The organism is Ruegeria sp. BC2 (assembly GCF_056539245.1).
In genome coordinates this window covers 45857-62637 of the sequence record NZ_JBQFUQ010000006.1, presented here as the reverse complement: position 1 = coordinate 62637, position 16781 = coordinate 45857, and the positions used below count along the sequence as shown (strand labels likewise).

Here is a 16781-nt window from a genome sequence, read left to right as displayed (position 1 = left end):
CCTTAGCATGATTGAGCATGTTAAAACCCAATCCTATTACGAGGTTTGAATGTCTGAGCTTACCGGTACTCAAATTTGATCACGACTGGTGCTTTCGAGATACACAGCGACCAGATTACAGTGCGCCTTCGTCGCCCAGGAACTCGATACCAGCTGTCGCGCCATCACTGTAAGCAATGCAATTCCAAGGAGCACGGTCCTCACCAACACCGACAGTGACTTGTGTTCCAGCTTCGCTAAACGCGGATGAGAGCACAACGACTTGCGAATTGTTCGTTGTTTTGGCTACATCTCGCAAACACGCCTGCTGAGCGGGTGTGAGTTCGGCGGACGCGCTAGACGTACTCGTTTCGTCACATGCCGCAAGCAATGCAAACAGAGTTGTGCCTGCAATCATCACTGTCTTTTTGGTCATTTTCTTCTCCATCAGGGTTCATCGAATCTAGTGAAATTGGATGCTCCTTTTTGAAGCGTCCGCTTCTACTCAGCCAATTGAGCACAGCTCGATCCGGTGCTTACCTATCTCAAAGATTTGTCGCCAACGGATTGGTCGGGGGAACGATATCGAGTTGATTGCCGGGGCCGGCAACAACGGAGGTAAAATAAAGTTGTGTCGAATTCGCATGTTTGAATCTAATTTTCAATAAATCAATATTTTTTCCGCGCGTAAATTTCTCTACGCTCTCGTGCGATAGGCCTCTGCGTTCAAACAAAAAAGTAACTGGGAGCTAAGAGTGTGTTCCCCTGAGCGGCGAAGCGATTTGAGGCCGCACAAAAACAATGAAGGGATTGAAAGATGGGACTTGGTGAAGCCGTTAAGACGTGTTTCTCGAAATACTTCCAGTTCTCCGGTCGGGCTATACGCTCAGAATACTGGTGGTTCTTCTTGTTTGTGGTTCTCGTGAGTGCCGCTTTAGCTGTGCTGGATACGATCATATTCGGGACCAACCCCGAAACAGGCCAGGGATCTCGGGTCCTGTCCTCTGTTTTCCAACTGGCTGTTCTCATACCTATGCTGGCCGCCGGTTGGCGAAGGCTGCATGATACAGGACGACCTGGCTGGTATTTGCTGCTGCCGATGGCGCTCAGCATTACAACGCTCTTTGTTATGCTGGGTGGGGTGGCGTTCTTTTCGGTATTGGAGCAAGGGACGGAAAACCCCGATGCATTGCGAGGACCTGCGGCCGTCCTGGGCGTGACCGGTATTGTTGTTGTCTCAATTCTTCAATTGGTTCTGTCCATTCTGATGATCTGGTGGTTGACGCGCCCTTCGGAAGGAGGCGCAAACGAATACGGCGAGCCTGTTTCCTGACCTGGTTGTCCGGGCAACGGGCCGGAATTTCTGCTGAATGACAGTGCGAACCGTAACTCAATGGAGAGAAAAAATGGGCTTCAAAACCATTTCCATTGGAATGCTACTGATGGCAGGAGCGACCACAGCATCAGCGGAGTGGTCGTTCAACTCCGGGCCTAGTCCCAATGCATTTAATCAAACCGGAAACATGACCCTGGAACTTCAGTGTAACCGTATCCGCTTCGCTCCAGCTGGATATGAGGACAGCCAGGACATTGTGGAGAAGCAAGGGCTTTCCATTCGTTTTTTGAAGAACGGCACTACCGAGGTTGGGGCATTTCAGGTTGGCGCAGAAAACGCTGCCGTGCAGATCGTCGACAACTATCCCGTCGAGGTCAGTTTCAATAGTCAAGAGGACTATGGTTTTGTACTGGACCAGCTTGCGGCCAATGCATCGGTTAATCTGTCGATGATTGATCAAGATGTCAGCTACGGAATCTTTGACTTGAAGGGTTCCAGCGCAGCAATTCGGTCCCTTCGTTCCGCCTGCGACTCAGATGCTAGCCAAGGGACCTCCTACGAAGCACCCGAAGGCATCGTCTATTGTGGTGGCGGAGCGAAAAAACGCCAAATCGAATATGTAATTCTGGACAATCCAGAGGGGGAGTGGGACGCGCGAGTAACGGTCAACGGCGAGTCGATCAGAGCCATGACGGCCTACAGTTACTTCGGAAACTATGAGCCGCCCGCCGGATTTGTCGTCGCCCTGCTTGGGGAAGACAGGTCCGAGTTTCTGATTTTTAGCGAAGGCTCGGTAAACTGGCTGGAATACGGGGACTACAGATATGATCAGTGCAATTGATGCCACCTTCCAAACAGCTTCCCAAATAGTGCGTCAATTGAAAGGTTTAGTTTCCAGGTTTGTGCTGGTCTCTGGTCTAGTATGGAACTCACCAGCTGTCGCGGCTGATGTATCGCAACTTCCGCCCGGTTTGCAGGCGACGGTTGATCTGGCGGCACAGGCCTGCGCGGAGTTCAACGACGGTCAGTTTGACTTAGACTGGGGTGCGGTTGAGAGGGTCGATCTCGACGGAGATCTACGACGCGACTGGGTTCTGAATGAGTCTGGTTTCGCGTGTTCAAGCGCCGCATCTCTTTATTGCGGAACTGGCGGATGCATGTCGCATTTTTGGGTTGGTGAAGAGGTGCACTCCTTGCTCAATCAAGGCTGGACAGTCGTTGATTTTGGGCGCCAACGCGTTGTTGTGGCAGGTAATCATGGATCCAATTGCGACGGAATAAACCCAACGCCTTGCGTTACGGCCAGTGTTTGGGACGCGGACGCTAAAACGTGGCGCTCGTCTGCTGGTGATTGGGAGTAAACTGCAATTGGGCACCGTATAGAAGCCTGAGAGCCTGTATGTTCGATGGGTTCTCTGTAGCATGCAAACTTTGGGCGAAGTTTCAGCATATTAATTTATAAAATCAATCTTATACATGTAGAAGTTTAAACGCACCTACACCCAGTCTCGGAAATTGCAAAATCTTTTTACGAATGTCCGCTTCGGGCTGACTGCGGTCCTTTGGAGTAATATTGCGGATGTCCTCAAAGTCCGCAATGCAGTTATTCGCCCAAACTCTACGAACGCCTGCTTAGAGCCCATTTTGACCAACGCTGCGTAACGTTCAAATGGCAGGAATTCGAATGAAGCAGACATGGTGCAATTGGTGAGCATTCGGTCTCAATGCCGTTGAGAGAAACTCAAGCGGTCGCAATGCGAAATCACACTCCTAACTTGGTGGCTTCCAATTGGCTTGTCTCATGGCGTCACCGAGGTCTTGCCCGTATTTCGGATTTGCAAAAAGTTTCTCAAACAGCGCATCCACGCGGCTGTCCGGCCACTCGCGTGACAGTTGTTCTGATAGAGACTGAGCTTGAGCCTTATTCCCCAACATCTGATGTGACGCCATTAGGTAAGCAACAGAGACAGGTCCGACAGGGCCACCTTTTTCCGTTACTCGTTCAAAGGCTGACACAGCACCTTCATAGTCCTTCAGATGGAATTTTGCAGACCCCATTGCGTTCTGAAACACATAAGCCCGTTCTAGCTCAATTTTTGAGAGTGCGTCCTCGCTAATCGCTACGACTTGTTCAAATGAACCGGAATATAGCAGGACCAGCGACACGAACTCCAGCACATGGACGTCGTGTGGTGCCAAACGCTGTGCTCGTTGTGCAAATTCAATGGCGTCAATCCAGTTTCCCTTGGCAAATTTGACCCAGGCCATTGCGGCTTGGCTCCACCCAGTTTCCGGAGCCAATTCGATGGCCCTTTTGGCCTGAGTGTCAGCGTAGTTCAACATGTCCCAAGCGAGGTCGACGTCGGATGTCAGCACTGCAATTGTGGCGGCGACTTGTGCAGCGCCTGCATAGCCGCCGAAATAGCTGTCGTCGTTTTCAATTGCCCCCTTGAATATGGTCAGGGCCGCTTCAAGACGCGCAGGTTCTAAAGCCGGAAAGATCAGGTCCCGACCAGTATTGGCCAGATTTACAGCCTGTAGACGCATTGGGGATGCGTTAAAAATTGCGCTGCGCTCGTCACGGCTCAGGCCATCTACGGATAAATCAGTCGGAAGATCCTGCTTTGTCGAGCTCATCCAAAAAACAATCGCAACACAGCCTAAAATGATAATCCCGACAATCCTAACACTTGGCCGAGCCCATGCGCGCGCACTGGTTTCCAGCTCTGAGAATCTGGGCTGTGCCGTTTCGGAGCAGCTTTTCAAAATCCGAGGTGCGTAACCACCCTTTGGCAGTTCAAACACCGTTTTCTCGTCCTGCCCGTCGGCAGCGTAATACTCAGCAAGCTTTCGGCGCAGGCGACCAGCATCGACCCGAACCACGTTTTCACGGCGCGACATCTCTGACAGGGTCCCACCATAAACATCCATTGCGATGGTCTTGGCACGAATATCATCGGCCCGACCATTGAGCGACTCTTCAACCACATACACCAGAAAGTCCTGCAAGCGCTGCGAACCCGCGAAAGTCGAAGACCTGATAAGCCGCTGAAGTGCCGCCCGAACATCTTTTGCAGCAGGCGACCCGCTCTCATTCAGTGGAGAAGATGTGTCTTTGGTTAAACCCATATTTTCAGTAAGTTACGCATCTGATTACACCGTATTATGCCCCGATATACCTATTGTTAACAGTGAATTCGTCCAACACTCCCCTAAACCAGCTGATCCATTGTACGAGCTCCGAAATGAAAGGCATCGCCCTTGATATCCTGTTTCCGAACCATCAGGCCGCGATTGTGGACCTAAGGCGGGCGGACACCGTTTTCGATGAAATCTGCCGAGACTATCAGCTTCTAAGTGACGAGTACCTCTCCGTGAACACTGAGCCGGGAAGCCGGTCGTACCCGATTGCCCGCGACATCCGCGAGTCTTTGGATGGTCTTCGGGATGAAATTGCTGAATCGCTGCGGCGTGCAGGGAAGATATAATTCAAATAGGGGAAGGGAAACCGATGAGATCAATATTGAAACATGCCACAGCCATGGTGCTGATTGCTGGCGCGGGTTTTGCCCAAGAAGCGCCTATCATACACGACGGCGAGTTCGAGTTTCTCCGCGCGCAGTTTGGCGAGCAATGGGATGCTCAGGATGCGGAGATAGAAGTTAAGCTTGCCGAGATCCGTGACGCGAATGGAGGACAACCACCCAACATCCTCTACATTCTGATTGACGATGTGAGTTTCGGTCAAATGGGCAACCGGACGATGAACTATGTCACCGGTTTCGATACGCCCAACATCAATGACTTTGCCACAGAAGGCATGTCTTTGATGCGAATGTACACGGAGCCATCCTGCACACCGACTCGAACGGCGATGTTGACCGGTCGACATCCGGTGCGCGCGGGCGTGGAAGAGGTCAAGGTCGCCCTGGTCGGCGAAGGTCTTGGGTCCGAGGAGGTCACCATCGCCGAAATCCTCAAGGAAGTAGGGTACAACACCGCGCACGTCGGGAAATGGCACCAAGGCGATATTGAACAGGCCTATCCGCACAATCAGGGCTTCGACTGGGCGGCTTTTCCCTTGCATCAGCAGGTTCAGCTGAGCTTGATGACACGTGATGCGATGGTCGCCAACAATATGCTTGGTTACCATTGGTCAGGGCAGTCCAACCAGTTTCAATTGGACGAGCGGTTCAAACCCTATGGCCTTGTGACCGGCGTAGAAGGTGAAGCGGGTGGTCTGGCTCGCGAAGTCGAAATGGAGCCCGGCGAAGAATGGACCCAGGCGAAATACGAGGAAATGAACTTGCGCTATCAGCGTCAAGCATTGGAGCAGCTGGAGCGGCTGGCTTCGCAGGACGCGCCATTCTTTATGCAGTACTGGCCACTCTATCCGCTGAACTTTGCTTATCCTGATCAGGCCGTATCCCGCAACGGCGGCTTCCATGCGGACAAATTGCAGGTTCTGGACGGTTGGATCGGCGAGGTTTTGGCCAAGCTGGATGAAACCGGCAAGGCGGATAATACCGTCGTCATGATCATGGCTGACAATGGCTTGATGTATCATTATGAGGGGACTTCCGGCCTGAACCAACTGATCTATCGCGGCGGAAAGACACAGCACCTTGAAGGCGGTGTGAGAACTGATGCGTTCATCCGGTGGCCCGGTGCAATCGAAGCGGGCAGTGCGGCAGGTGACATCGTTCATGTCTCGGATTTGTTTTCTACATTTGCCCGGATCGCAGGCGCGACAGACCACATTCCACGCGACCGGGTAATTGATGGAATCGATCAGACGGCATTGTTGCTCGAGGGAGAAGGCAATTCGCGCCGCGATTACGTCTATGTGTACGAAGGGCCAGTATTGCGTTCGGTGGTGAAGCAAGAGTTCAAGATGCATCTGCCAGCCCCCGGTCAGCCAGGCGCGGCGGCCCCTGTCTTCAATGTCTATCGCGATCCCCGTGAAGAACATCCGCTTGTCGGGTATTCACTGTGGTCCGGGGCGTCTTTCCAAGACATGGTAAAGCGCCATCAGAAAACCATCGTGAAGCACCCTCACAAACCGCTCGGCAAGGGTGTCCCTTATGAAGGAATTGAAAATCTCAGGCCCGAAAGCGAATTGGCCCGAGAAGTCTTTTCAAGCTGGCAATGACGAACTTGAGACGGCGGTGCCTATCCTACGCGACTCGCAAATATCCAAGGGATGTGAAGTGTCAATCTTTCGAGTTCTGTGAAACGTCGGAAAGCGTTGTCAGCTTTGAGTAGCTTGCTGTCCTTGGTGGACAGATGAGCCGCGGCAGCTTTGTCCGCACAGCAGACGTACGTCGCAAGTCTTTCCAATGTCTGCTGTGCGGACGAAACTGCCATTTAATAAAGTCGCTTTTGCTGGTCATTGGTGTGGATCGCGGACACTTCTTCGAGCGTCCGCGTACTGTCTTCCACGTGGACCTGCCATTCCGCCAATGTTGGTGCTGATCGCGGCTCTGACCACGTTTCTGGTCGCCACAGACCGGATCGAATAAGGGCCTTGGCACAATGCATGAAAGCCTCTTCCACCGTCACGACCAGTGCGAGTTCCGGTTGTTTTCCATGGACTGCCATTTTCGCATTTAGCTTGCTGTCACGCACAATTCTCGCAGTTCCGGCAATACGCAAACTGAACCCGTGGTCTGGAACTAAAAAAATCACTGCAACCTGCGGGTCTGTCAGAATGTTCACAAAGCTGTCCGCGCGATGATTTCCAAGCCTTTCGGGTATTGCCAGTGTTTTGTCGTCAAGAACCTTCACAAAGCCACAGGGGTCTCCTTTCGGAGAGACATCAATCAAACCGCCGCGGGCTTTCGTTGCAACAACGACGAACGGGCAGAACTCGATAAACCGACGTGCAACTTCGTTCAAACGGTCTGTCACCTTGAGCGCCGGTCCACTCGCTTCATTGAACGGCAGCAATTCACGAAGCCGGTCGATGTCAGTAATCACTTCATCGAATTCCATATCGAACCCCCTGTTATTCTGAGGAAGCGTGACAAAAACCTGTCGGGAAAACAACTTTGCATTTGGCAGCTTTGGGCTCGGTGCAGACATCCGGCTAGTTCTGTCGAATGACTACTTTGTGTCGGTTACCAGCCCCTGCCCAATCAATGGATCAGCTTCTGCAGCGTCTTGTCTGTTCGGATCAATTCAGTGATCGTTTTGCGCAGTTCCTCAGCTTCTCTGGACCTTTGTCCATGTCTCCAGGACGGATGGCTTGGCCCAGCAACGTGCCCACCTCTAGCCCCATGCATGCGACAAACACTCCAGCCTTTAACGGCGGGTGCGCGGCACCGCTTGCCAGTGGATTTCGCCGTAGCGGTGCATCTGGGCGCATCATTGAGCCGTTTGGTGGGGTTTATGAGGTTGTCGTTGTTTTTTTTCATTCACCCCGCCCCCTGTTTTGGACGTTACCAACGATTGCCTGCCCACCTTCATTGACTTCCACGCGTTCGACCCGGACGGTTTGATCTGCCTTGGATCGATATCGTTTCAGGGTTTCAACCTGGCTGGTGAAGGTCCGCGCAAGTTTGTTGAGCGCTCGTTCCGCAGAATCTTGCTGCGGGAGAGTTTTTACGTAGTTCAGGCGACGTGCCAACATCATCGTGGCCTGATGGATCGCGCCCATCTGGATCGCAAGCATGGCTTCGGTCTCGTCTTGCGGCTTAACCCCAGCGACAACCGACATCACAAAGTTCGATGCCGTCTCTGAGACAGAGCTGTCTTGTTGCCCAAGAGTCGCGATTTGATCCATGACGCCTTCGAAGAATCGGCAGTCTGTTGTGCCAAGCTCATGCATTGCTAAAGCACAAGCCGTCGTTGGATCATTTCCTTTGTGCCCAACCGTGAGCCGGCGTGTGCCCTCATCAAAATCCAACTTGATGTCCGGTGCCCTAACGCGTGATCTCTTCCGTTCCCTCAAATCGGCAACAGCAATGGTCTCCGCTTCGGTAAGCTCGGAGTTCTTTGTCTGCAGATCGTTGCCTTCGTCTTTCGGTGCCTTGGTCATTTCCGCCTCGCATAGCAGGGAGTGGTTAGTATTAGTGTTCCGTTTCAGCACCTAGGGACCTGATAGAAACCGGCCTGACGGGTTCTGATTTGGAACCATCGGAGGTCTTTGGGTTCTCAAACGGAACCACAGAGGATGGTGACGGGTCCGTCCCAGAACCGCGTTTTGTTTTTTCGGGCTGCCAAAAGCGCCAGTCGTTTGTGGCGGCTTTCTTGCCGGACCGGGTCTGCGTTGCCTTGGTCGTCAACCGCCATTCATGCGCTCGCCGGTGATACCAGTTGCCTTCCTGCTCCAGCACAAGGAAGCCTTTGTCCTGCAGATCCTCGAAAGCGCGTTGAACGGTGGCCTTGCCCAACCCCAAGATTTCTGCCGCCTCGTTCATCGACAGAAACACCTTGCCGTTGTTGCCGCCATTGAAGCGGGTGTGAAGCTCCAGCCAGAGCTTCACCGCAGGTCCGGACAGAGCCCGCCACGCCGGGGACTTGATCATAGCATAGGGCAGAGGGATGTATTGACCGTCATCCGACCGTTTACCCTTGGGAGTCCGCCGCCTACTCATCGCGAGACCTCCGCGGGAAATGCTCGGGCAAACCATCCAGTTCGGGTATGTCACAGCCGACATGTGCCCGGACGAGTCTCGTTAGGCCGGATTTGGACACACAGTAGCCGAGCGTGTCCCAGGCCGCTCCCCCGGCCGGAAAATGGGGTCTCTGACGCTGAAACAGCCATTGGACGCCATCTCGGCATACGGCAACCCGGTAAATGCCGAGGCGAAAGAGCTCGCCGCTGTAGTTCTCGGCGGTTTCCCGATGATCAGTTTGTGGAAGAGGGCCGGTTTCGGCTCCCCTTTCGCGACTGGCATTGGTAGAATTGGAAAAGGACATATCAGCCATGCTCGATCCGTCCTTTCCGTACGATCACCCGTTCGACCGAGTGGCTCAGGGGCGACCAGTAGTACCGCCGCTCGTTTTGTCTTGTCGGCGCGGGGCATCCTGTGGCATCAACTGTACTTGCTAGGGTGGCAGTCGATGTCACTGGAAAAGCCCCATCTCCGCGCTTGGAGTTGGGGCTTTTCATTATGCAGCCTCGTTGTTGGGATCGGTGCGCCGGGCGGCCAGCCAGGCGTTCAAGTCGGCGCCGTGATAGGCGATCCGCCGACCTATGCGGATAAAGGCCGGACCACACATGCGATGGCGCCATTGAGCCAGTTTCTCGCGGTTTCCCAGCAATCGCATTTCAGGGTCTTCTGGGAAATAGACCCGGTCGTCATTGAAGACGTTTGCCATCGTTGAAATCCTCTTGGATCAGTTGCGATGGCTGAACTATGCGATTGGTTTAGCCTTTTGGGCAGGCATCGAAGGAGAAAGAATTGGAAGGAAAGAATTATTTCCTAACCTTTCGTTCACGGTCGTAGTTTTGTATCGAGCGTCCCGTTATCGGGTAACCGTCTTCGGTAAGCTCCGCGGCAACCGCATCTGCACTCAATTCGTCCGGTAGTCCATCTGGGTAGCGCGCAATAAATTCGCGTTTGGCAGGCGAGGGTTTGGGACCTCGTTTTTTGGTTATGGGCTGCTGCTCATTTTCTTGTTCTGGTTTCACCCAGTGTTTGTTCAGCAGATTCAACGCTTCAAAAGTGTCGTAGTAGCCATCCGGATATACGTCAGGATCAAAAACTACATACCAACCAATAAATGGTTTTACGTATTGATCAAAAACGCCGCCGTCACACTCATCGCTTGGAGACTGGCCAAAATAGTTAGCAAACAGCCGTTTGGTTTGGTTCTTTTGCTTCACTACGCCTGTTTCACCGTCGATGCAGCAATATCTGTCCCAAAGGTCGCGACCAGACATTCTTTTGGCATCAAACTCTTTGAAGATCGCCAATAGTTCAGTCATGTCGCGCAACGGAAATTCAAGGAAAAAATAGAAAAACTGATCAGGGTGAAAGAGTATTGGGTGGTTTGCCTTTAGAAGGTTCCCGGCACTTGAACACAGAACAGCACCATAATCTTCGTCTAATCGGTTCATAATCCAGAACGCAATCAGTTCTATTTCGAAGTTGGAACTACTGAGACTTAGCTTTTTACGCGCCCATTTATGGTTACTTAGAGAGAGTATTTCTTTCTTAGGGTTGATATTCTCATCCAAGGCAACCTGGGGATTTTCATCCAACATCTCGAGTGCATCAGCTAAATACAGTCGTTCTGCCAGATTGCGAGCGTTTGACCGCATTTCTTTCCAGTCGATATAGCCGGGAGGACAAAACACAGTCGATCTACACCTTCTTTATTGGGCATACATAGCCGCACCATGCGTCGCATAGACGCCGTCGCTTTACCAAAAAATCCGAACGCGCATAGGCCCTCTCCACGTCGGACCCAACCTGATGGGCCAAAGCCGCCTCTGCCAATTCACGCGGTGCATTAGCAGCTTCCGCTGCCCAATCCCGAAACGAACTGCGGAAGCCATGCACAGTAACGCCATCCTGCCGCATCCGGCGCAGCAACATTAGCATGGACATGTTTGACAGGGGCTGATGCCGCTTTTGCCCCTCGAAAACATAGTCAGAGGCCAGCGCACGCAGCGGTTCCAGAATGGCCAGCATTTCGTCGGTGAGAGGAACACGATGGACCTGCCCGCCTTTCATGCGCTCCGCAGGTATGATCCAAAGGCGCGCATCGAAATCGACCTCGGGCCATTTCATCTCCAGGACCTCTGAGGTCCGGTAGGCGGTCAGAATGGTGAACTGTAGCGCTTTGGCGGCCATGGCCGAGCGGGTCTGCAACTCGGCATAGAACGCGGGAACCTCTTGCCAGGGCATTGCGTCGTGGTGCTGGACCTTGGCTTTGACGGTGGGCAACACCTTGCCTTCGCGGATCGCGGTCACCGGGTTCTCGCCCGAGCGGAAGCCCTTGGACTTTGCCACGTCGAGCACCGTCTTGATCCGCTGCGACAGCCGCTTTGCGGTTTCGTGTTTTTCAGTCCAGATGGGCGATAGACACATCAGCACTTCGGGCTGATCGACGCTATCCACAGGCATTCGTCCGATCTTGGGGAACGCATAGTCGCGCAAAGTGTTGAGCCACTGCTGACCGTGTTTGGCATTCTTCCACGTCGGCAACCGGTCGATGTGGACCTGTCTGCTGAGCTCTTCGAAGGTCGGGATCTCGCGCTTTGCATTGAAACGCGGGTTCAACCCGGCTTTCGCCATCCGACGATATTCGAGCGCTCTTTCTCGGGCCTGGTTCAAAGTCACGACATCAGCGCCGCCCAAACCGAAGTCAGTTCGCAGCGGTGCGCCCTTTCGGTTCTTCTGTCCTTTGACCGTTACGCGTACGATCCAACGCCGTGCGCCCGAGGGATCGACAACAAGGTACAAGCCAGAACCGTCGCCATGCCGACCCGGACCGAGATTCTCTACCAGCTTCTTTGTCAGCTTTCCGCTGAGCGCAGCCATGAAAATACCACAAAATATACCACTCAATGAAAGCATACTGGGATAATCGGATAAAATCCAACGAAACCCTCTAGCGCGGCCTCAGCCATAAAACACAAAGGTTTAAGCAACCTAGTGTGTTTCATCAAAATTTGGGAAAATCACCAAGTGGCGGACCGAGGAGGATTCGAACCCCCGACCCCTTGATTCGTAGTCAAGTACTCTATCCAGCTGAGCTATCGGTCCGCGTTGGTGAGGCGGTATTTAGACCCGGCGTTCGGGACGTGCAACCCGATTCTTCAAAAATATTTCAAAAACCCATCTCTCCCCGTGGGAGCCTTATTTCAAAGACCGTGCCCTCGGGGCCGGTGCTGGTCAGCACCAATTCTCCTCCGTGGCCGCGCACCAGTTCCTGCGAAATCGCCAGACCCAGGCCCGAGCCACCTTTGCGCACACCACCCTGAAACGGCGTGAACAGATTCTCCTGCGCTCGTGGCGGCAAACCGGGGCCGGTATCCCGAACCTCGATGACCCATGCGTCCTGATCTTCGCCGGCCGAGATCGTGATTTTTCCTGGTTGGCCGGATGTCATCAGTGCTTGGCGTGCGTTGCGCACAAGGTTCATGATGACCCGGAACATCTGTTCCGGATCGGCCCGAACGACCAGGTCTTCGGGAACGTCGTTGGCAATTTCGATACAACCGCCGTCTACGGCCAGAGCCTCGCTGGACGCTACGTCGGCAGCGATATCGCGCAACCGCACCATGGTCAGGGTGGGCGCGGGCTCTTCCGCCCGCCCGAAGGCCAGGGTACTTTCGCACAGGGACACCGCCCGGGTGATCGAGTTGACCAGCTTGGGCGCCATCCGTCGGACCAACGGGTCGTCGCTGGCTTCGATCCGGTCAGTGAACAGCTGGGCCGAGGTCAGGATGTTGCGCAGATCGTGGCTGACCTTGGCCACCGCGCCACCCAATTGTGCCAGCCTCTCGCGCTGTTTCAGGGCCTGGGTCAGGTCGGTCTGCAGCATCTGCAGGGCTTCTTCAGCCTCGCGCAGTTCGGTCACCTTGGATTGGGGGGAGATGATGCCGCGCGCATCCTCGGGTGCACGGGCGTAACGCTGCATGTAGCCCACCACGCTTTTGATCGGGCGCACCAGAACCACCCGCACCGCAAGGAACAGGAAAAACGCGGTGATGATCGAGATGACAAAGGACAGGCCGAGGATGCGCAGGCCGTAATCAATCATCGCCATACGCAGGGGCGCGCTGTCCATGGTAACTTCGATAAGCAGGCCCGCATCCCGGACAGGCTGCCCGATGACGCGAATGACCTGGTTCTCGGGCGTAAAGAAACGGATCATCGCGTCCCGAATGAGAACCCAAGGCCCGGCGCCTCGCAGATCATAGGTCTTGGCGACCTGGTCTGGGATAGGGGAAGACAGCATCAGCTGGCGCACCTCGTCCCGGCGCAGCACCACGTTGTAGACCCCGGCATTGGCCAGAAGCTCGGCCTCCAGCTCGTCGGCCAGCATGTCGTCTGCCAGCAGCGCGAGCGAGGCGATCTGGGCGCGTTCCAGCCGGTTCAGAAGAAAATCCTCGCGGAAGCGCGCGATCGACGGCACGAAGATCAGTACCTCGGCCAACATCACGAAGACCGTCGTCAAGATCAGGAAACGACCCGACAGCGAGTTCAAGTGGCGCTCCTTTCCCGATCAGGGGATCCAGCGCTGGACCAGCCTGACCACTCGTTCAACCATCTGATTCTCAAACAGTCTTGGCGAGAAATAGGCGCCCGCCACCCGTTTGTTAAGCTCTCCGATCGTGGGATAGGGCGACACCATCGCCGCGATCTGGCTCATCTTCAGGTTATTGGCCAGCGCCAGAGACCACAAGTTGATCAGTTCGCCCGCCTGATGCCCCACGATTGTGGCCCCCACCGGGCGCCCCTTGACGACCATGACCTTGATGAACCCGGTCGTTTTGCGTTCGGCCACGGCGCGATCGTTGTGGGCATAGTCGAACCGGGCGATCTCGACCCTGTCGCCATGGCGGTCGCGCGCCTGCGCCTCGGTCAGGCCGACCTGGGCCAATTCCGGGTCGGTATAGGTTGCCCAGGGGATATGCGCCGTCTTGGCCTTGGACCGCAGCCCGAACAGGGCCGAACGGATGATGACCCCGGCGTGATACCCCGCCACATGGGTGAACTGCAGCCCGCCCGCGACGTCGCCGATCGCATAGACCTTTCGGTTGGTGGTGCGCAGGCTGTCATCCACCTTGATGCCCGTGTGCGTCCGGTCGATCCCGGCAGCCTGCAGGTTCAGGCGGTCGGTGTTGGCCTTGCGGCCCACCGCCAGCAGCAGGTGCGTGCCTGCATGGACCACGCCGTCCTCGGTGACGACCTCGACCGCCCCGGCCTTCCCGCGCACCCGGGCCACCATTGCATGTTCCAGAATTTCGACCCCTTCGGCGCGCAGAGCCTCCAATACCACTGCGGCCGCCTCGGGGTCATCCTTGCCCAGCGCCCGCGCGCCTTCGATCACCGTCACCTTGCAGCCCAGCCGGACATGGGCCTGCGCCATTTCCATGCCGATGGGTCCCCCGCCGATGATCAGCAGGTGGTCGGGCTTGTCGCGCAGGTCGAAGATGGTCTCGTTGGTCTCAAACGGCACGCCATCCAGCCCCGGGATCGGCGGAACCAGCGGGGACGAGCCCGTGGCCAGCACCACGCGGCGGGGGGTGATGACGAAATCGCCGGCCTGAACCTGCGTGGGCGACAGAAACGTCCCCCAGTCGCGAATGACGCGCACGCCGAAACCTTCGAACCGTTCCTGGCTGTCCATGGGCTCAATCTGCGCGATCACGTCCCGCACATGATCCTTGGCGGCGGCATAGTCCACCTGCGGCGCGTGGTCGGCAACGCCGAATGGCGCGGCATGGCTCTGTGCATGGGACAGCTTGGCGCTGGCCAGCAGGGCCTTGGACGGGACGCAGCCATAGTTCAGGCAGTCGCCACCCATCTTGTGCCCTTCCAGCAGGATCACGTCGGCGCCCATCTGGCTGGCCCCGGCAGCCACCGACAGGCCGCCCGACCCGGCCCCGATCACCAGGATGTCGGTCTTGAGTTCTTGCATGGATCAAAGGCCCCTTCGGCCGCGAATGAGTTTGAGAAGAATGGGCAGAGCCGCCAGCGCGCACAGCCCCAGTATCGGGCCGATCACGAACGGCTCGGTCAGCAGCGACAGGTCTGGCGTCTCGCCCCGGTCGAACACGCCGCCCAGGCCGACGCCGATCCAGGTATAGACGATGCCGCCCGGAATGATGCCCAGCGCCGTGGTCAGCAGAAAGTTCCGGAACTTCACCCCCACCAGCGCCGGCACCAGATTGGCGACGAAGAACGGCACCACCGGCACCAGCCGCATCAGGAACAGCACCGGGATCTCGTTCTCGCGCAGCCCGTCCTTGATTCGCTTGACGGTACCTTCCGAGGCCTCCAGCCGCGCCGTCAACGTCTCACCCAACCCCCAACGGGCCGCCAGAAAGATCGCCGAGGCCCCCACGGTTGCGGCAAATACGTTGAACACGGTGCCCGCGAACAGCCCGAACAGGAACCCGCCCGTCATCGAGGCCACGGCCGCACCGGGCAAAGAAAAGGTGACGATCAGGACGTAAACCAGGATGAAAACGCCGGCCAATGACCAGTAGTTGGCGTCGCGCCAGGCCAACAGCGCCTCGCGATTGTCGCGCAGGGTTTCAAAGGTCAGGTAGTCCCCCAGCGCAAAGAACCCGATGACGGCAACCGTCAGGATCACGATCAGGGGAATATGTCGCGCCAGCCCGCTGCGCGGCACCTGGGTGGTTTCGGTCATCTCGTCGTCCGGGTTCGAATGCTTCATCTGCCCCACAAGATGCGCACTTGACCCTCTGTGCAACAGGGTCCTCACGCCGGGTTGAACACGCACCGGTTCAATGTGAGAAATCCGCCATCCTCGGGCTGATTCTGAAACTTTTGCCCGGTCGCCCGACAGAATTGTTGCAAAAGGCACGAAAACCGTTGCGATGGGGTTTGACTTGCCCGCCGGTTCCCAGTAGAGGACGGGCTTCGAACACCACGGGCAGGCGAATCCGCGCCGCACCCGACCGCCAAAGATTGGAGACGGAGCGATGAAACGCACCTATCAGCCTTCGAACCTGGTTCGCAAACGCCGCCACGGTTTCCGCGCGCGCATGGCCACCAAGGCCGGCCGCAAGATCCTGAACGCACGCCGTGCCCGCGGCCGCAAGTCGCTGAGCGCATAAACCGCGCGACCTTTCAGGTTTTGAACATGACGCCGCCGGAGGCCCCTGTGGATGGCACTGACCACCCCGGGGATATGCCCCCGGCGGCGTCCGTTTGCGCGCCTGCTCTGTCGGTGCTGCGCAAGCGCAGCGATTTCCTCAAGGCCGCACGGGCCCGACGACAGGGCACGCCTTCCATGATGGTGCAGGCCCGCAAGCGCGCGCCGGATGAGGCCGAGGGCATTCGCGTCGGTTTCACCTGCTCGAAAAAGGTCGGCAATGCAGTAGCCCGCAACCGGGCCAAGCGCCGCCTGCGCGAGGCGGCCCGCGCAGTTCTGCCGGACCATGGCCGGGACGGATGGGATTACGTCCTGATCGGACGGGCCGAGGTGACCGCCGCCCGCCCCTTTGACGCTTTGCTGGACGATCTGCGCCAAGCCCTGCGCAAGATCCACAGCCCAAGCAAATGACCCTGCTTGCTCATATCCTCGCGCTGCCCATTCGGGCCTACCGGCTGATCTTCAGCCCGTGGGTGGGGTTCAACTGTCGCTATCAGCCGACCTGCTCGGCCTATGCGCTGGAAGCGCTGGAAAAGCACGGCCCGATCAAGGGCGCATGGCTGGCCGCGCGCCGCATCGGGCGCTGCCACCCCTGGGGCGGCGACGGCTATGACCCGGTGCCCGACGACAAACCCGACGCGCCCTGATCTGACACCCC

At 56.2% G+C, this 16781-nt stretch carries 19 protein-coding genes and 1 tRNA gene; 8 read left to right on the top strand and 12 right to left on the bottom strand.

Annotation, left to right across the window (positions count from 1 at the left end):
* Positions 1–115: 115 nt before the first annotated feature.
* Positions 116–415, bottom strand: a complete 300-nt coding sequence (locus tag ACR0CU_RS18120; RefSeq protein ID WP_170343556.1) for a hypothetical protein — start codon at positions 413–415, stop codon at positions 116–118.
* Positions 416–796: 381 nt separating this feature from the next.
* On the opposite strand from ACR0CU_RS18120, the gene ACR0CU_RS18115 reads away from it, so the two are divergent.
* The 3 genes from ACR0CU_RS18115 to ACR0CU_RS18105 all read left to right on the top strand — a co-directional run bounded on the left by ACR0CU_RS18115 (position 797) and on the right by ACR0CU_RS18105 (position 2676).
* Complete coding sequence (locus ACR0CU_RS18115) at positions 797–1312, top strand: DUF805 domain-containing protein (RefSeq protein ID WP_170448970.1); 516 nt, start codon at positions 797–799, stop codon at positions 1310–1312.
* A gap of 73 nt (positions 1313–1385) precedes the next feature.
* Entirely contained in the window at positions 1386–2156 is a 771-nt protein-coding gene (locus ACR0CU_RS18110; RefSeq protein WP_170448972.1) for a hypothetical protein, read from the top strand.
* Positions 2140–2676 (top strand): hypothetical protein, encoded by a 537-nt coding sequence (locus ACR0CU_RS18105; protein ID WP_170448974.1) that lies wholly within the window; start codon positions 2140–2142, stop codon positions 2674–2676. The genes ACR0CU_RS18110 and ACR0CU_RS18105 overlap by 17 nt, the downstream gene beginning before the upstream one ends.
* Positions 2677–3085: 409 nt before the next feature.
* Here ACR0CU_RS18105 and ACR0CU_RS18100 read toward each other — a convergent pair whose 3' ends face one another.
* On the bottom strand, positions 3086–4444 hold the full coding sequence (locus tag ACR0CU_RS18100; protein ID WP_170448976.1) for a tetratricopeptide repeat protein: 1359 nt from the start codon (positions 4442–4444) through the stop codon (positions 3086–3088).
* 116 nt (positions 4445–4560) lie between these two features.
* Here ACR0CU_RS18100 and ACR0CU_RS18095 point away from each other — a divergent pair, with 116 nt between their 5' ends.
* Both ACR0CU_RS18095 and ACR0CU_RS18090 read left to right on the top strand, forming a co-directional pair.
* Positions 4561–4803: a hypothetical protein gene (locus tag ACR0CU_RS18095; RefSeq protein ID WP_170448978.1), complete on the top strand. Its 243-nt coding sequence runs from the start codon at positions 4561–4563 to the stop codon at positions 4801–4803.
* 53 nt (positions 4804–4856) lie between these two features.
* Positions 4857–6467, top strand: coding sequence for a sulfatase-like hydrolase/transferase (locus tag ACR0CU_RS18090; RefSeq protein ID WP_254437636.1), 1611 nt, complete (start codon positions 4857–4859; stop codon positions 6465–6467).
* A gap of 215 nt (positions 6468–6682) precedes the next feature.
* Here the strand turns inward: ACR0CU_RS18090 and ACR0CU_RS18085 are convergent, their stop codons facing one another.
* The 10 genes from ACR0CU_RS18085 to ACR0CU_RS18040 form a co-directional block, all read right to left on the bottom strand.
* Positions 6683–7309, bottom strand: a complete 627-nt coding sequence (locus tag ACR0CU_RS18085) for an MSMEG_1061 family FMN-dependent PPOX-type flavoprotein (protein ID WP_170448982.1) — start codon at positions 7307–7309, stop codon at positions 6683–6685.
* Between the two features lie 418 nt (positions 7310–7727).
* Positions 7728–8354 (bottom strand): hypothetical protein, encoded by a 627-nt coding sequence (locus ACR0CU_RS18080; protein WP_170448984.1) that lies wholly within the window; start codon positions 8352–8354, stop codon positions 7728–7730.
* 31 nt (positions 8355–8385) lie between these two features.
* Entirely contained in the window at positions 8386–8844 is a 459-nt protein-coding gene (locus tag ACR0CU_RS18075) for a helix-turn-helix domain-containing protein (protein WP_254437637.1), read from the bottom strand.
* A gap of 586 nt (positions 8845–9430) precedes the next feature.
* Complete coding sequence (locus ACR0CU_RS18070) at positions 9431–9640, bottom strand: MerR family transcriptional regulator (RefSeq protein ID WP_170368045.1); 210 nt, start codon at positions 9638–9640, stop codon at positions 9431–9433.
* A 97-nt stretch (positions 9641–9737) separates the two neighbouring features.
* Positions 9738–10529 carry a hypothetical protein gene (locus ACR0CU_RS18065; protein WP_170448986.1) on the bottom strand — a complete coding sequence of 264 codons (792 nt, stop codon included), beginning with the start codon at positions 10527–10529 and terminating at the stop codon, positions 9738–9740.
* 100 nt (positions 10530–10629) lie between these two features.
* Positions 10630–11811 (bottom strand): tyrosine-type recombinase/integrase, encoded by a 1182-nt coding sequence (locus tag ACR0CU_RS18060; protein WP_480643581.1) that lies wholly within the window; start codon positions 11809–11811, stop codon positions 10630–10632.
* A gap of 148 nt (positions 11812–11959) precedes the next feature.
* Positions 11960–12036 (bottom strand) — tRNA-Arg (locus ACR0CU_RS18055).
* Between the two features lie 64 nt (positions 12037–12100).
* Positions 12101–13483, bottom strand: a complete 1383-nt coding sequence (locus ACR0CU_RS18050; RefSeq protein ID WP_254437638.1) for a sensor histidine kinase — start codon at positions 13481–13483, stop codon at positions 12101–12103.
* Positions 13484–13501: 18 nt separating this feature from the next.
* Complete coding sequence (locus tag ACR0CU_RS18045) at positions 13502–14920, bottom strand: dihydrolipoyl dehydrogenase family protein (protein ID WP_170448990.1); 1419 nt, start codon at positions 14918–14920, stop codon at positions 13502–13504.
* 3 nt (positions 14921–14923) lie between these two features.
* A complete protein-coding gene (locus ACR0CU_RS18040; protein ID WP_254437639.1) occupies positions 14924–15682 on the bottom strand; it encodes a TVP38/TMEM64 family protein in 759 nt (252 codons plus the stop codon).
* Positions 15683–15950: 268 nt separating this feature from the next.
* Between ACR0CU_RS18040 and rpmH the strand changes: the two genes are divergently transcribed.
* The 3 genes from rpmH to yidD are packed head-to-tail and all read left to right on the top strand — an operon-like array spanning position 15951 to position 16770.
* The gene (gene rpmH / locus ACR0CU_RS18035; protein WP_005980833.1) at positions 15951–16085 is read left to right on the top strand and encodes a 50S ribosomal protein L34; all 135 of its coding nucleotides are present in this window, start codon (positions 15951–15953) and stop codon (positions 16083–16085) included.
* Between the two features lie 26 nt (positions 16086–16111).
* Positions 16112–16534, top strand: coding sequence for a ribonuclease P protein component (gene rnpA, locus ACR0CU_RS18030; protein WP_170448992.1), 423 nt, complete (start codon positions 16112–16114; stop codon positions 16532–16534).
* Entirely contained in the window at positions 16531–16770 is a 240-nt protein-coding gene (gene yidD / locus ACR0CU_RS18025; protein WP_170343482.1) for a membrane protein insertion efficiency factor YidD, read from the top strand. Before rnpA ends, yidD begins: the two co-directional genes overlap by 4 nt.
* The last annotated feature ends 11 nt before the right edge of the window (positions 16771–16781 follow it).

Bases quoted from the DNA above. Each gene is read 5' to 3' on its own strand.
- ACR0CU_RS18075 (WP_254437637.1), bottom strand. From the start codon at position 8,844: ATGATCAAGTCCCCGGCGTGGCGGGCTCTGTCCGGACCTGCGGTGAAG.
- rnpA (WP_170448992.1), top strand. From the start codon at position 16,112: ATGACGCCGCCGGAGGCCCCTGTGGATGGCACTGACCACCCCGGGGAT.
- ACR0CU_RS18100 (WP_170448976.1), bottom strand. From the start codon at position 4,444: ATGGGTTTAACCAAAGACACATCTTCTCCACTGAATGAGAGCGGGTCG.
- ACR0CU_RS18060 (WP_480643581.1), bottom strand. From the start codon at position 11,811: ATGGCTGCGCTCAGCGGAAAGCTGACAAAGAAGCTGGTAGAGAATCTC.
- ACR0CU_RS18090 (WP_254437636.1), top strand. From the start codon at position 4,857: ATGGTGCTGATTGCTGGCGCGGGTTTTGCCCAAGAAGCGCCTATCATA.
- ACR0CU_RS18095 (WP_170448978.1), top strand. From the start codon at position 4,561: ATGAAAGGCATCGCCCTTGATATCCTGTTTCCGAACCATCAGGCCGCG.
- ACR0CU_RS18080 (WP_170448984.1), bottom strand. From the start codon at position 8,354: ATGACCAAGGCACCGAAAGACGAAGGCAACGATCTGCAGACAAAGAAC.
- rpmH (WP_005980833.1), top strand. From the start codon at position 15,951: ATGAAACGCACCTATCAGCCTTCGAACCTGGTTCGCAAACGCCGCCAC.
- yidD (WP_170343482.1), top strand. From the start codon at position 16,531: ATGACCCTGCTTGCTCATATCCTCGCGCTGCCCATTCGGGCCTACCGG.
- ACR0CU_RS18115 (WP_170448970.1), top strand. From the start codon at position 797: ATGGGACTTGGTGAAGCCGTTAAGACGTGTTTCTCGAAATACTTCCAG.
- ACR0CU_RS18040 (WP_254437639.1), bottom strand. From the start codon at position 15,682: ATGAAGCATTCGAACCCGGACGACGAGATGACCGAAACCACCCAGGTG.
- ACR0CU_RS18085 (WP_170448982.1), bottom strand. From the start codon at position 7,309: ATGGAATTCGATGAAGTGATTACTGACATCGACCGGCTTCGTGAATTG.
- ACR0CU_RS18105 (WP_170448974.1), top strand. From the start codon at position 2,140: ATGATCAGTGCAATTGATGCCACCTTCCAAACAGCTTCCCAAATAGTG.
- ACR0CU_RS18120 (WP_170343556.1), bottom strand. From the start codon at position 415: ATGACCAAAAAGACAGTGATGATTGCAGGCACAACTCTGTTTGCATTG.
- ACR0CU_RS18110 (WP_170448972.1), top strand. From the start codon at position 1,386: ATGGGCTTCAAAACCATTTCCATTGGAATGCTACTGATGGCAGGAGCG.
- ACR0CU_RS18070 (WP_170368045.1), bottom strand. From the start codon at position 9,640: ATGGCAAACGTCTTCAATGACGACCGGGTCTATTTCCCAGAAGACCCT.
- ACR0CU_RS18045 (WP_170448990.1), bottom strand. From the start codon at position 14,920: ATGCAAGAACTCAAGACCGACATCCTGGTGATCGGGGCCGGGTCGGGC.
- ACR0CU_RS18065 (WP_170448986.1), bottom strand. From the start codon at position 10,529: ATGTTGGATGAAAATCCCCAGGTTGCCTTGGATGAGAATATCAACCCT.